The sequence below is a fragment of the Sporosarcina sp. E16_8 genome, from assembly GCF_017347095.1.
Lineage (GTDB): Bacteria > Bacillota > Bacilli > Bacillales_A > Planococcaceae > Sporosarcina.
This window is the reverse complement of the sequence record NZ_JADPRZ010000045.1, coordinates 15,670-29,401: the sequence shown is the minus strand read 5'-3', so window position 1 is coordinate 29,401 and position 13,732 is coordinate 15,670. Positions and strand designations below refer to the sequence as shown.

The 13,732-nt window shown below is 41.7% G+C and carries 14 protein-coding genes; 6 read left to right on the top strand and 8 right to left on the bottom strand.

Annotated features, from left to right (window positions below; genetic code table 11):
• Nucleotides 1-706, top strand: a 706-nt coding sequence (locus tag I2484_RS17390) for a hypothetical protein (protein WP_207152329.1), incomplete at its 5' end; no start/stop codon positions are given.
• Nucleotides 707-932: 226 nt separating this feature from the next.
• On the opposite strand, the gene I2484_RS17385 is transcribed toward I2484_RS17390, so the two are convergent.
• The gene (locus I2484_RS17385; RefSeq protein WP_207152328.1) at nucleotides 933-1,733 is read right to left on the bottom strand and encodes a GDSL-type esterase/lipase family protein; all 801 of its coding nucleotides are present in this window, start codon (nucleotides 1,731-1,733) and stop codon (nucleotides 933-935) included.
• Nucleotides 1,734-1,955: 222 nt separating this feature from the next.
• Here I2484_RS17385 and I2484_RS17380 point away from each other — a divergent pair, with 222 nt between their 5' ends.
• From I2484_RS17380 to I2484_RS17370, 3 genes are all read left to right on the top strand, one after another.
• Nucleotides 1,956-2,744, top strand: a complete 789-nt coding sequence (locus I2484_RS17380; RefSeq protein WP_207152327.1) for a helix-turn-helix domain-containing protein — start codon at nucleotides 1,956-1,958, stop codon at nucleotides 2,742-2,744.
• Nucleotides 2,745-2,886: 142 nt separating this feature from the next.
• Nucleotides 2,887-3,108 (top strand): hypothetical protein, encoded by a 222-nt coding sequence (locus tag I2484_RS17375; protein ID WP_207152326.1) that lies wholly within the window; start codon nucleotides 2,887-2,889, stop codon nucleotides 3,106-3,108.
• On the top strand, nucleotides 3,023-3,625 hold the full coding sequence (locus tag I2484_RS17370; RefSeq protein WP_207152325.1) for a hypothetical protein: 603 nt from the start codon (nucleotides 3,023-3,025) through the stop codon (nucleotides 3,623-3,625). The genes I2484_RS17375 and I2484_RS17370 overlap by 86 nt, the downstream gene beginning before the upstream one ends.
• A gap of 135 nt (nucleotides 3,626-3,760) precedes the next feature.
• Here the strand turns inward: I2484_RS17370 and I2484_RS17365 are convergent, their stop codons facing one another.
• A complete protein-coding gene (locus I2484_RS17365; protein WP_207152324.1) occupies nucleotides 3,761-4,246 on the bottom strand; it encodes a competence protein ComK in 486 nt (161 codons plus the stop codon).
• Between the two features lie 268 nt (nucleotides 4,247-4,514).
• Between I2484_RS17365 and I2484_RS17360 the strand changes: the two genes are divergently transcribed.
• Nucleotides 4,515-4,997: a sigma-70 family RNA polymerase sigma factor gene (locus I2484_RS17360; RefSeq protein ID WP_207152323.1), complete on the top strand. Its 483-nt coding sequence runs from the start codon at nucleotides 4,515-4,517 to the stop codon at nucleotides 4,995-4,997.
• Between the two features lie 898 nt (nucleotides 4,998-5,895).
• On the top strand, nucleotides 5,896-6,672 hold the full coding sequence (locus I2484_RS17355) for a conserved phage C-terminal domain-containing protein (protein ID WP_207152322.1): 777 nt from the start codon (nucleotides 5,896-5,898) through the stop codon (nucleotides 6,670-6,672).
• A gap of 230 nt (nucleotides 6,673-6,902) precedes the next feature.
• Here I2484_RS17355 and I2484_RS17350 read toward each other — a convergent pair whose 3' ends face one another.
• The 6 genes from I2484_RS17350 to I2484_RS17325 all read right to left on the bottom strand — a co-directional run bounded on the left by I2484_RS17350 (nucleotide 6,903) and on the right by I2484_RS17325 (nucleotide 13,689).
• Nucleotides 6,903-7,343: a cell wall hydrolase gene (locus tag I2484_RS17350; protein ID WP_207152321.1), complete on the bottom strand. Its 441-nt coding sequence runs from the start codon at nucleotides 7,341-7,343 to the stop codon at nucleotides 6,903-6,905.
• Between the two features lie 253 nt (nucleotides 7,344-7,596).
• Nucleotides 7,597-7,869, bottom strand: coding sequence for a hypothetical protein (locus tag I2484_RS17345; RefSeq protein ID WP_207152320.1), 273 nt, complete (start codon nucleotides 7,867-7,869; stop codon nucleotides 7,597-7,599).
• 280 nt (nucleotides 7,870-8,149) lie between these two features.
• Nucleotides 8,150-8,578: a hypothetical protein gene (locus I2484_RS17340; RefSeq protein ID WP_207152319.1), complete on the bottom strand. Its 429-nt coding sequence runs from the start codon at nucleotides 8,576-8,578 to the stop codon at nucleotides 8,150-8,152.
• Between the two features lie 198 nt (nucleotides 8,579-8,776).
• Nucleotides 8,777-9,481: a ferredoxin reductase domain-containing protein gene (locus I2484_RS17335; protein WP_207152318.1), complete on the bottom strand. Its 705-nt coding sequence runs from the start codon at nucleotides 9,479-9,481 to the stop codon at nucleotides 8,777-8,779.
• A 190-nt stretch (nucleotides 9,482-9,671) separates the two neighbouring features.
• Nucleotides 9,672-10,142 carry a peptide-methionine (S)-S-oxide reductase gene (locus I2484_RS17330; RefSeq protein ID WP_207152317.1) on the bottom strand — a complete coding sequence of 157 codons (471 nt, stop codon included), beginning with the start codon at nucleotides 10,140-10,142 and terminating at the stop codon, nucleotides 9,672-9,674.
• A gap of 64 nt (nucleotides 10,143-10,206) precedes the next feature.
• On the bottom strand, nucleotides 10,207-13,689 hold the full coding sequence (locus I2484_RS17325) for a right-handed parallel beta-helix repeat-containing protein (protein WP_207152316.1): 3,483 nt from the start codon (nucleotides 13,687-13,689) through the stop codon (nucleotides 10,207-10,209).
• Nucleotides 13,690-13,732: the final 43 nt, after the last annotated feature.

Sequence of the window (13,732 nt, the reverse complement as noted above, 5' to 3'; positions counted from 1 at the left end):
TCACGAAGTTGGTTGGACAGCTCCAGGCTTCTGTTGCACACTTCGATGCTTTCGTTGGAAACTCCCTTGTTTGTTGGACACTTTACGGGATTGGTTGGACACTTCACGAAGTTGGTTGGACAGCTCCAGGCTTTTGTTGCACACTTCGATGCTTTCGTTGGAAACCCCCTTGTATGTTGGACACTTTCTAGGATTGGTTGGACACTTCACGAAGTTGGTTGGACAGCTCCAGGGCTTTGTTGGACACTTCGATGGTTTCGTTGGAAACTCCCTTGTATGTTGGACACTTTCCGGGATTGGTTGGACACTTCACGAAGTTGGTTGGACAGCTCCGGGCTTCTGTTGCACACTTCGATGGTTTCGTTGGAAACTCCATTGTATGTTGGACACTTTCCGGGATTGGTTGGACACTTCACGAAGTTGGTTGGAAAGCTGCAGGGCTTTGTTGGACACTTCGATGGTTTCGTTGGAAACTCCCTTGTATGTTGGACACTTTCCGGGATTGGTTGGACACTTTCCGGGATTGGTTGGACACTTTCCCGGATTGGTTGGACAGCTCCAGGCTTCTGTTGCACACTTCGATGCTTTCGTTGGAAACTCCCTTGTATGTTGGACACTTTCCCGGATTGGTTGGACACTTCACGAAGTTGGTTGCACAGTTGCCAGGTTTCATTGGACACTCCACGAAGTATGTCGCCCATCCTAGTGAGCTACCTAAAACTAATCCATAAAAAAAGAAAGCAGGTAAACTCCCCCACTTTCAAGACACTTTAACTAATAAATTCATTTTTTATCTTGAGAACTTGTTCTTTACTTGACCAGTTTATAATTTTTTCATAATAAGTTACAGTGTACATTCCAAATACCTTCACGCACAACCCACCTAAAAAATGATCGAAATACACGACTACCCCGTTTGTTCCTACAGGTTCTTAATCTTTAATCCGGAAATATCCTTTTATTGAGTCATACCATAATTTATAGCCAGTATCATTAGGATGTACCCCATCTTTATCCAATAAAGTTTTCAAAGTAATACCTTTATCTTCTATGCCTTGTTCGAAGTCAGCCCAAAAATCAATGTACTCCCAATTCTGTGCTTTACTATATTGTCCTGAAGCTTTAACGAACTCTTCATATGAATAACCGTCCTTATCAGTCCTATTCTCCACGGGAACCCCATTTGTTAATGGAAGGAGAATGATTGGATTTGGGGGTAACAAAACGACTCTCGCGTTTGGAGTTTTAGCACTAATTTTATCATGTATCTCTTTAATTTGTTTAGTCGAATCTGCCAAAGATATCTTGGTGAAATTATTAATAAGGCTTGTTTCGAAAATTACTACATCAGGGCGTATTAGATCTTCTACTACACCTTTTTCGAGAATATCTTTTGTTGTATAGCCAGAAACACCCAAATTAGAGAAAGTCACATCAGGGTTTGTTTGCTCGAAGTCCGCTCTTAACAAACCTGCCCAAGATGTAGTCTTCCGATTAGAAGCGCCTTTACCAATCGCGACACTGCTTCCAATAACGTAAACTCTTGCTTCTTGCTTACCAAGCCAAGTAGCTTTAGCCCCTTCCACTTTTTCTTTTTGTTCTGCTATAAGCTGCTTATTCCGTTCTTCAGCAGAAACGATTCCTTTTTCGAGGTTGTTATCCCTATGCGCTTTCCCTGCTATCAAAATGACAATCGACAATATCAGAAGTAACCATATGTATAATTTTTTCACTCTATTCTCCCTATACTCTTTACCCATACGGTACCATAAAATAATGAAATTGTAATCTATTGGTTAGTAAACGCAGCCATACTTTAATGGTTTTATAATTAGCGCTGACCCTTTTTTAAAAACATATCCTCCTGCATAAAATAAATTCACAAAACTTTTTTCACATAATTGTCCCCTAAACCTCAATTCTCTTCTATATAAAGAATAAAGGGGATATTCTTTATGACAACTTACCTTTCTGAGTACGCACACTTCACAAACAATAACGATTTAGACGCGGCGACAAGACAACATGTATTCACGCACTGGAATGCTATGAACCAAACAGAACGGGCTGTTCTAGAAATGATCCGTCGTTACTCCGTCAAATACGGCGCTGCACATTTGAAACACGAAACAATCGAAAAGGCTATTTTGAAATCCAACGCGACTGTACGACGCGCCATTCGCAAATTAGAAAAGCTCGGAATTATCGAACGCATTCACTATATCCGCCCTGTCATGAGCGGTCTAGGCGCTAACATTTACGTCATTAAACCTACTAGTGACCAGTCGAAAATGAACACCCCGAAGAGTAACGAAAAGCCTACTCCCAGTAAGGTTGAACCCGCTAAACCGCAAAACGAAGCTTTTCTTTCTAAAGCGATAAACACTAAAGACCTTAAAAGAACGTCTCCTCCGGAAATTGTGCCTACTACACTTTTTGGTAAAATGAAATCGCTTCTTTCTTCAACAATCGGAGAAAGTAAATTAGCACGTGATTTTTACGGCGTCTACCGAAAACAGTCCCTGCAAATGTTAAAATTCAGCATTCATGAAGACAAAGGGGAGCTATTCGAGCAATTAGCCATACACGCACTTCGTATTTCGATTCAAACAACCAAATCGAAAAAAGTACGGAATCTACCCGGCTATTATTCAGGCGTTTTGCGCGAACTGATTGGAAAAGCTTTATTCAGCGAAGCTTTTATGGATTATGACGTGCCAGTTGAAGGATTTTTCTCTCGATGAAATAAAAATCATATCAAAAACGAGTTTACGAGGAGTCTTCTTTGCCCTGCTGTCAATTGCACGTATGAAATCATAGTGCGTCTGAAATCTGAGGAGTAAATCTGAAGACAGGATGCGAATAGTTAGGCATCTACGGGTTTTGTTGGACACTTCGCCAAGTTCGTTGGACAGCTCCGGGCTTTGGTTGGACACTTCAAAGAGTTTGTTGGAAACCACTCTGTTGGTTGGACACTTAGCCAAGTTCGTTGGACAGCTCATGATTTTGGTTGGACACTTCAATGAGTTTGTTGGAAACCTCCCTGTTCGTTGGACACTACGCCAAGTTCGTTGGACAGCTCAGGACGTTGGTTGGACACTTCAATGAGTTTGTTGGACACTTGGCCAAGTTGGTTGGACAGCTCTGGATTTTGGTTGGACACTTCAATGAGTTTGTTGGAAACCTCCCTGTTTGTTGGACACTTGGCCAAGTTGGTTGGACAGCTCTGGATTTTGGTTGGACACTTCAAAGAGTTCGTTGGAAACCGCCCTGTTCGTTGGACACTCCGCCAAGTTCGTTGGACAGCTCAGGACTTATGTTGGACACTTCAAAGAGTTTGTTGGAAACCACCCTCTTGGTTGGACACTTCGCCAAGTTCGTTGGACAGCTCAGGACTTTAGTTGGCCACTTCAATGAGTTTGTTGGAAACCGCCCCGTTGGTTGGACACTTCACCGGGTTCGTTGGAAACTTCGCCGGGTTGGTTGGACAGCTCAGGATTTTGGTTGGACACTTCATAGGGTTCGTTGGAAACCTCCCCGTTGGTTGGACACTTCGCCAAGTTCGTTGGACAGCTCCCGGCTTTTTTTTGGATTCACGGGTTATGACCGTTCAACCCATTGTTAATAAAATAAAAGAGAATAGATACATACCTATTCTCCAGTTCATAAGTATGCAATTATAGTGAATTGACTAACTAACATCACGCACTAGCAAAATGATGGATCCTCACCAATCACCATACAATCCTATCGTTCTCGCCTATATATATTTTCTATCATCGAAACCATTTTCCCTATCATATAATTCCTTTTCCTGATGCATCAATTTACTTACGCTCATCAGTGTGTGGAGGCGTTGATATTGGTTTAGTATGGTGTTTTTCGAGACATTTACGGTAATGGAGATCCCTGGCATAAATGTGATTACTGATTGGCCTTTCGCCACTTCTTCAACGCTGATGTAATGATTAAAAATAAAGACACAATCCGGACTATCTGATGATTTTGTTGGAAATACACCAATTTCGTTAGGTACTATAATGAACGGCGGTTTCTTTGAATAATTCAACAAATTCTTTGCAACATTTGTACGTCCCTGCCAAGATGAATAATAATTAATGCACGCCTTATTGAGTAGATCTAGTGGTGTTAACACAGAGTAATAAATACCATGTGTTGTAAGTATTTCGCTTTTATTTTCCCCCATGAAAAATGCTTTAACTGCCAGTACTGTTCGATTAATCAAAAAAGAATCACACCTCCTCAAATAAAATTCCCCCTTTTTACCCATTATAATTATATGATACCATTTACTTATAATTAATCAATGCCATTTTATTTAAATATTATGAATATTGTAATTATTATGTGTTTATTGTCAGTTTTCGCTAACCATTCATCATGTATGGTGCGTCAAACGTCATAAATGTACATTGGATTCCCTATTTTGAATGCACTACGATGTAGTCACCCGGGAATACAAAGCACCGTGCACGGTCTGGAAGGCCGCACAAATGATGACTTTTGAAGACATTTTGGAACAGTATGAACCGATGATTTCTGCATCTATCCGCAAATTGAATATTCAACGCAACCATGACAGTTTCAGGCAGGCGGGAAGAGTCGCTTTATGGCAAGCATGGAACCGCTTTGACGTAGCAAAAGGAAATTTCACGCCATTTGCCTATCGCAGCATACGCGGTGGCATTTTGGATGAATTAAAAAAGGAAAACGTATTTGAAGAGAATATCATGCTGATAGAGGACGACTCCTTGGCGTATCTATTGGAGTCGGAAATCACAGTCCAGCCCGGAGCGCTGAATAGGCTATCGGATGCGCTGGACGTGTTAACCCCTGAAGAGCGTCAACTTGTTGAGTGGCTATTCATCGAAGGGTATACGCTGACAGAATGTGCCGAGCGAATTGGAATTACGGTTGAAGGGGTTAGGAAACGAAGATACCGATCGTTAGAGAAACTGAGACTTGTATTAACATAGAAAAGCGTAAGGCGCCGCTAAGCTCCGACAGGCATAAGACGGGTCGGCGGAGCGGCGCTCTTTGCCGCATAGCCGAAGCGACTTATGACCCGAGGAGTTGGTGCCTGAAGCTAGATCACAAGAAAAGCGTAAGGCGCCGCTAAGCTCCGACAGGCATAAGACGGGTCGGCGGAGCGGCGCCCTTTGCCGCATAGCCGAAGCGACTTATGACCCGAGGAGTTGGCGCCTGGAGCTGGATCACAAGAAAAGCGTAAGGCGCCGCTAAGCTCCGACAGGCATAAGACGGGTCGGCGGAGCGGCGCCCTTTGCCGCATAGCCGAAGCGACTTTCAAGGATCACAGCCTAAGTACGCCGCGTCCTGCAGCAATAAGGAGGGATGCAGTTCAATCCCTCCCCGCTGTGTAACTCACATCCTGTGAGCCTCCGAGGAGTTGGCGCCTGAAGCTGGATCACACGAACTCCAGGCGCTTTGAACTATATAGCAGTCATAAACCAAAAATAATTGTCACCAGTTGTCCCCTTTTTCATATGGTTTGTCTATATAGAGGGTGAAGGCATCGTTCGTCTAGGCCAAAGACGTCGTGCTATCGTCAAAATACACTCGCTAAGTAGGTAGACATGTGTTTGTCCCGTCTAGGCTCCGGGCGCCAGCCCCTCAGGTCATAAGCAATCCAGCTATGTGGCAAAAAACGCCACGGCGCTGGATCGACTTATGCCTGTCGAGGCTAGACGGCGCCCTGCGCTTTTGTTTCCGTCTAGGCTCCAGCGCCTAGGGGCTCGGGTCATAAGTCAAGCCGACTATGTGGCAAAGAACGCCACGTCGTCGCCTCGCCTTATGCCTGTCACCCCTGACCAGGCGCTTACGCTTTTGTTGCCATTCACCAAAGGAGGATTCATGATGAATTTATTAATAAAAGAGTTGCCGCTTCAAGTGCTTCCGTCGCTTGCGATGCAAGTGGGATTAAACGCGGCCATTTTACTTCAGCAATTGCATTTTAGATCGCTCATCTCGACGAATGTGCGGGATGGGCATAAGTGGGTTTACAAAACATATGAAGAGTGGAAAAACGAAGAATTTCCCTTTTGGTCTGTCGATACGATTAAAAGAGCAATTCGTAGACTGGAAGATAGCGGCTATATCATTTCAACTTCTTCGTATAATCAAATGAAAATGGACAAGACGAAATGGTACCGCATTGATTACACAATTCTGCACTGTCAGGGGGGGCAAGATGCTCCATCGACGACCGCAAAATCTTTCCAAGAGGAAGTGCAAATTGCCCCCACTACAGAGGGCAAAATGCCCCTAGCAATAACCAAAGAGATTAAAAGTATTAAGAAAGAACTTGTCGAGAACGATCTCGACGTTGTGTCTGTCATCGACTATTTGAATGACAAAACCTGCAAACAATTTAAAGCGTCTTCGAAGGCGACTGCACGATTGGTGAACGGGCGTTTCAGTGAAGGCTACACAGCGGCGGATTGCAAAATGGTCATTGACACGAAAGTGAATGACTGGCTGGATGATCCACATTGGCAAAAGTATTTACGCCCTTCGACGTTATTCAATGCGACGAATTTCGAGAACTATTTGGAAGAATCGCGACCCAGTGACTTGCCAGAAAGCAGGCCACCAAAGCCATTCGAATTAGACTTTAACCAAGGAGAGGCGTAACAGATGACGTGTCATGCACGGAAACAACAGACAAAATAAAAATCGGTGCCTGCGCAACAAACCACAACGAATAATTCACGCAATTACATAAAACGCAAGGAAGATTAGATAGTGAAGTAAATACCTAATCCACGCCTTATAAATATGTAATTGCAGTGTATTTTCGCAGTAGGTTCATGCACAGGCACCTAAAATTTCAACTCAAATTTCACCAATAGTTACCAATAATCCTAACCGATATATACACTTTCGCATGTTCCAGCTACTGGTTCATAAAAACAATGTTCTTTAAACTGACCAGTAAAAGGTTGACCGTACCATGTTGGAGGGCATGGACCAGACGGATTAAAGTACCAAAGAGCATATTTACCTGGGTGGACTCTCCAGTAATCCAACGTCTGTTTTGCTAATCTCTTTTCAACAGGTCTCGCTCTTTCATAAAATAAATTACCTTTTTGAACAGCTTCAAAAGAATAATTTCCTCCTTGTATATGAAAAATGACTTGTTCAATTGATCTCACATCTGAAAAGTCCAAACAATCTGCTACAAGACGATTAACAATTACATTTCCAACGTATAGCATTCCTTGTTTACCTTCACCTTCGGCTTCTGCTCTCATCATCCTTGCCAGTAAGTCAATGTCAGAATCCCGGTATTTCACTCTTGGCATTTTTTCACCTCAAAATATAATATGAAAAGAAGCCTACAATGATGTCTAGAATCCGTACCGGTGTAATGAACAACAACAAAAAATCAACACAATTGTATAAAAATTTAAATGAAATTTGATATTGCAGTACTTACCTAGTCCGGGCCTTATAAATATAAAATTGTAGTTAATTGACGGGATAGGTACCTGTAATTAACTACTTCATTAATTTCCCTTGTTCGTCAAACCACCACTTTCAACTAATCCGCCTTTTCTATTTCAACATTTTTTCTAGTCTATCAAGTTCAATTACTAGGGGTTCTTCATAACTTTCCACTATATATGTATCTAAATATGCTCGCATAGCTCCACTAATCGAAAGATTTTTTCTTAATCCATCTATCTCCTTATTACTCAATATATTCAATAATTCTTTCATCCTATCTAAAAGTGTGTCTAAAAATTTATGCTCATTTTGTTTCTTTTTTTCAATAACTAAATCTATAACTTTTTGCACTTGGATTTTAATTGTTGTTTCGGTTTCCATAAAAAGACTCCTTTCTTGAAGGTATTTGTCTACTATCTATTAGCCCAAATAAAGGATATTTTGAAGGCAATAAAACTCAGTCTTTGTTTCCTTTTTAAAAACTGTGCAACAAACAACAACGAAATTATATAAAAACACAAAAAAGATTAGGTATTTCAGTACATACCCAATCCACGCCTTATACGTATCTACTTGTAGTGAATCCCCAAAATAGCATCAGGCGCAAGTACCTGAAATTAATCGGAAAGCTTGGCATGTACCTAACATACTAAGAATACAATCAATCTAGTTGTGAAAAAATATTTAATAAACAAACGCTCACCGCTAGATACGCTTTTTGCGCTTTGCGATTCATCTTTTGAATGGAAGCAGGTAGATTCTTCAAAGTCGTGTCAACGTCTTCGTAGATTAGTTTAGCGTATTCGTTGATTTCACTTTCAACCCACTCTTTATGAGTGGTAAAACACAAATCTAAATTTTTCTCGACTTGAAATTCCTCTGGAAGTATATAGTTTACAGACATTGCAAGCTGTTCCAACCAGTTTCGAATTTCTTCGTTACTCATTGTTTTCTGCCTAACTTTTAACACTGCAACAAAATCAGTTTGCAACCATGACGGTACTCCGAGATCTTTCATCAATGCCTCTACGTTAGCAATTGGATCGTAATTTTCCATTTCTATTACTTTCTTTTTTGAAAAGAATCTCATCGTTTTAACTCCCCCCTTTTTTTATCCACTGTTAAATTAACGATGCATAAAATTGGCATCTGTGAAACAACGAACAATTCACCCAATTACATAAAAACCCAAGGAAGATTAGATATTGCAGTAAATACCTAATCCCCGCCTCCTAAATATGTAATTGTAGTGACCTGTTGGAATAGTTTCGTTCACCGGTACCAGAAATTAAACTGATAAAAACTCAGGCAGTTGTTGTTCACGCTTGTCGAGCATAATCTGTTCCGGCTTGACGCCCTGCTCACGCAGTACTTTAATGTTCTGCACCAGGAATTCATCACTGCCGACAACATAGAAGTGTCCATTCTTGTCTGCAGAAAGATTCTTCACTTCTTCATAATAGTCTTTACGGTTATCGACGAACTGTGATGTGAAATTCTTGTCAGGTGCGGATTCAAAAATAGTAGTGAATAAAAAATCTTTTGATGAGTCGATGTTCAGGGAATGAATTTGATTGACGTTGTCAGCACGTTCGAAATAATCAAGTACAAGCGGTCTGAAAGTTGCCAGGCCGACACCTGATGACAGCAGGTAAACATTTTTGTCTTCTCTTTTAAGCGGTATATTCGAATGCGTTTTAAATAGTGCAACTTCATTGCCGACCTCAAGATTTCTTAAAATCGTTTTAAACTCAGAGCACTGCTCTCTGATGCGTGTTGTGATACCGATTGAATTTTCGTGCGGCAAAGTGGAGATTGACATGTGACGAATCAGGCCGCGGTTTGGTTTATCTCCGGCATTAAAACCTTCCAGTGCGAAGTGGGTATGGGAACCTTCTTCCCATGTAAAGTCTTTCGGACAGTCGAGCAGGTACGTTTTAACCTCTGGCGTTTCTTCAATAATCTTATTTATTTTAGTCCAGTATATTTGCATTATATATTCTCCTCACTCAATTATATTTTACTGATGCTAATCTAGTATACAATGAGTGATAACAATTCTCAATTAAGTTCCCCTTCTATATTATAGGGGTACGAAATCTTAGTCCAGAATGGCTCCCTACTCAGGAGTGTAAATGACAATCCAACCTTTTCATAGTGACTGTCACTCTTAATAGTCTCCCTCACTTATACCTACTGACTATTTCTTCTGGAATATGACAATAATCATTCGGACATCTCGCTAACCTATCTTGATGTTCTTCTGCACTTCTCACATAGTTTGTAAGAGGTAATACTTCAACAACTATCAGGTCATAATCATTTCTTTCACTAAGAAATGCCTTCGCCTCTTTTAAGTGTTCAGGCTTTTCACTAAATACGCCTGTTCTGTATTTCTCGCCAACATCCTGTCCTTGTTTATTCAAACTATATGGATCAATGATTTCAAATAAATACCCCATTAATTCCCTGATTGTTACAACTGTCGGATCAAATCCTGTTTTTACACATTCGGCGAACCCATCATAATCACCCTCAAGTGTATGACTTGCTCCATTAGCTCTTCCTGCTTCTGTAAACGTAACTCCAGGTAATGTTTTTATAAAAGCTTGTACGCCCCATAAACATCCACCTGCAAAATAGACTACTTCCATATTGACTCTCCCCTTTGTTTAATAAACCCCAAAAAACCATTCCAATTAAATCGTTTGCAGCAATTCAACTCTCCAACAAAACTAAATCATCCTTCGTTATTTCTTTTTCGAGCGCAAGCCTATTTTGTTTAGTGCTCGCCACAGCCATTCGATAATCGACTTTACGCGTCATTTCTTTCGCTATTTTTTTAGCAAGACCGGCATTTCCGAAATGACTATCTCTACGCGCATAAATTTCCTCATAGTGACGAACTAATGCATGCTTTGCTTCATCTGTTATGCCGTACCCTTTTCTATAGAGGTCGGTAATTTCCATTAATTCCTGTGGTGTATAATCTTCAAAATGGAGCGTTAGTCCGAAACGTCGACGGAGTCCGGAGTTGCTGTCTAAGAAATGATTCATTTCTTTTTCGTACCCTGCGGCAATTAAGAGGAACTCACCTTGTCGATCGGACATTTTTTTCAGCAACACTTCCACTGCTTTTTTTCCGAAGTCATTCTCTCCACCACTCGCAAGTGTGTAAGCTTCATCAATAAATAACGCACTACCCATCGCTCGTTCAATCAGCCCGGCTGTCAGCTTCTCCGTTTCACCAATATGACTACCGACTAAATCGCTGCGATCTACTTCAATTAGATCGCCTCGTTCTAATAATCCAAGCGCTTGATAAATACCAGCGAGGACACGACCGACCTCCGTTTTACCTGTCCCTGGTTTACCAATCAACAGCGTGTGGTTCATCAATTTCTCTGTAGAATGATTTTCACGTTTGTAGTATCTCATTAATTCAATCATTTTATCGATTTCAGCCTTCACAGAACCAAGGCCGATAAACTGATGGAGTTCTGCACGTTTATGGGCGAGTAGTACTTCATCGATTGGAACTTCGTACGCCTTCACTCCACGCTCTTGTACCGCTTGTACAATGTCTTGTTCTTCAAACGTCGTCAATACCTTTTCCGTCCACTGTTGGCGCGGGAGTTTCGCAATTCTCATCGACTGAGCAAGCCCGATTTGATCGTATAGGATACGTGCCATTCGAGCGTTACTAAATGTTTCATCGCGCATACGATAACGTTCCACGAACTCCTCATAAACGGCTTGTTTGGCAGCAGGCGTAAGCACATAGCTTCCTTCACACTGGCTTAAGAAGATTTGAAGCAACTCATCTGGTGTATAGTCTTGAAAGTGAATCTTTTCAGTAAAACGATCTTTCAATCCCGGATTAGACGCTAGGAAACGGTTCATTTCTTCGGTATAGCCTGCCGCGATGACAATGAATTCACCCCGAGCATTTTCCATTGCAGGAAGCAACGTTTCAATTACTTTTTTTCCGAAATCATTTCTAGAATTGCCCCCTGCTGCAAGCGTATACGCTTCGTCTATAAAGAGGACGCCACCCATAGCTTCCTTAATAATTACTTTCGTTCGTTCTTCCGATTCACCAACATGCGTTCCAACGAGATCTTCCCGCTTCACTTCAGTTACGTGGCCTGTCTTTAATAAACCTAGTTCCTTAAAAATCTTTCCTATAAGCCGAGCGACTGTCGTTTTACCAGTACCCGGATTCCCTTGAAAGACCATATGAGGCCCTACCATCGGATTCGCTTTCATGCCACGCTCTAATTTGAATTGATTAATGTCGCTAACGTTTTTAAACTCCTGGATTTTGTCTTTCACATCTTCCAGTCCAATAAACCCGTTCAAACCATTCATGAAAACATCCATCTGATCAGTAGGTGATGAATCTACAGGAGAGGAATGTCCAGCACTGCCGCCTAATTTACTAGTGATTGGTGGAACCTGCAAGTCCGTATCGGTGAGCACAGGAACACTGTCATCAAAGCGGACTAAATCTCCTGCTTGGTTATTCTCAAAAGAACAGTCGTTAAGAACCGGAACCGAACGCTCGAGTCTTAATCCAGCCTTCTTTCCATTCATCACTTGCACCCCAGTGAATACAGCATCCGAACAATCTTGCAAGATGATTTGATCATCCTGGTGGCCATGTACGCGAGAACCCGTCACTTCAGTACGCTCCACCTGACTCAAGACGATTCCTGACGATTTACCGTCATAGATTTCACACTCCGTTATAAAGACTTCTGCAGATTCCGTTGCTCTTATTTGTGGCCTTTTATGATTAAACAAAATTGACCGTTCTATTGAAATAACGACTTCAGGACCTGCAAGTATGCCGTTCTTATCGCCACTCGATATTTTACAATCGGTAATTTCTGCTTTAGCCGCAGCACTGAGTAAAACGTTGGATCCCTTATGACCGAAGATGATGCAATTGGCTGCCGTCAACTTGGATTCTTTCACAACTATCCCTGCACTATCCCCACTCTTTACTTCGGTCGCTGACAGAATTACGTCCGATTGTTCAGAAGCAAAAATCTGTACACCACTATGATGGCTAATAAGAGAATCTGAAATAGTCACTTGACTACCTGTTGCGTAAACGCCTTTATTGTTTCCACTCTCAATTTCACAATCCAGAATCGTGAACACGCTTTGAGTAAACGCAGAGAGTTGCGTCATCTGATTGTACTTCACTTCAGATTCGATGACTGTACACGTGGAATTTCCAGAAACAATTCCTCTAGACTCACCCGACAGGATCTGTGTTTTTGTAATCGTGAGTTTGCTTTGTTCGTTACAGGATATTTGGTCTCCTTTTTGATTTTTAAACTGTGAGTCAGATAGCTCAACTGTTGAACCACTGACGTTCATTCCTTCAGCCTCACCATTTTCAAACGTACATGCCTCGACTTCGATATGGGAACCATTCGTAAATGCTACATGCTCCAAACGTTGGTTTTTAAAGACACAATTTTTCAGCTCACCCTTAGATTGATCACAATAGATTCCTTGGACATGTCCAAAATAAAAATTGGTACTTTCTACGTCCATAGAACTGTCTTGTTCCAAACGAAGTTGAACCCCGCGATTTCCGATGAATGAACTTTTGGTGATTGTTGCTCGACTCGTTTCATACAAGCAAAGGCCAGCTTCTTGCCCACTTAAAATTCCGGTATTCGTTACCGCGACTTCTCCTGCCGCGCGCACACTAATTTGTGCAGACTTGATCGTGTCTTCTACTATGCATTCGAACAAAGCCAAACGCCCGAATACCTCAATCCCTTGTATGTTTTTTTGAAAGATCGAATGCGCTGCGGATACTTTTGCGGCTGCATCAACTCGCATGGCAACTCCTTGAATCTCAGAGAAAAGACAGTGGTGCAGCGTTACATCTCCTGATTCGATATGTAATCCATAGTCCACTGGACCAGTGCCTCCTCCAATACTGATCGATTCGATACGCACTTCTTCAGTTGTCGCGATACGAACACTTCCTGTTAGACGAACTGAGCTCGCTTCCCCTTCTGAACTTCGAAGAACCAGCAGCTTATCGATTATTACATGTTCATCATAAACACCTTCATCAACTTCCACTGTATCCCCTGGTAGAGCTGCCTCTACTGCAACCTGGATGGTTTTGTAGTTGGATCCTTCACGCTGAGACACTTGAATAATTGCCACGTATCTTCCCACTTTCTATTCGTAAATTCAATTGATTTCTATA

Excerpts from the sequence above, each read along its gene's own strand:
- I2484_RS17330 (WP_207152317.1), bottom strand. The coding sequence starts at position 10,142 with ATGGAAGTAGTCTATTTTGCAGGTGGATGTTTATGGGGCGTACAAGCT.
- I2484_RS17370 (WP_207152325.1), top strand. The coding sequence starts at position 3,023 with ATGAGTTTGTTGGAAACCTCCCTGTTCGTTGGACACTACGCCAAGTTC.
- I2484_RS17355 (WP_207152322.1), top strand. The coding sequence starts at position 5,896 with ATGAATTTATTAATAAAAGAGTTGCCGCTTCAAGTGCTTCCGTCGCTT.
- I2484_RS17360 (WP_207152323.1), top strand. The coding sequence starts at position 4,515 with ATGATGACTTTTGAAGACATTTTGGAACAGTATGAACCGATGATTTCT.
- I2484_RS17380 (WP_207152327.1), top strand. The coding sequence starts at position 1,956 with ATGACAACTTACCTTTCTGAGTACGCACACTTCACAAACAATAACGAT.
- I2484_RS17350 (WP_207152321.1), bottom strand. The coding sequence starts at position 7,343 with ATGCCAAGAGTGAAATACCGGGATTCTGACATTGACTTACTGGCAAGG.
- I2484_RS17345 (WP_207152320.1), bottom strand. The coding sequence starts at position 7,869 with ATGGAAACCGAAACAACAATTAAAATCCAAGTGCAAAAAGTTATAGAT.
- I2484_RS17335 (WP_207152318.1), bottom strand. The coding sequence starts at position 9,481 with ATGCAAATATACTGGACTAAAATAAATAAGATTATTGAAGAAACGCCA.
- I2484_RS17340 (WP_207152319.1), bottom strand. The coding sequence starts at position 8,578 with ATGAGATTCTTTTCAAAAAAGAAAGTAATAGAAATGGAAAATTACGAT.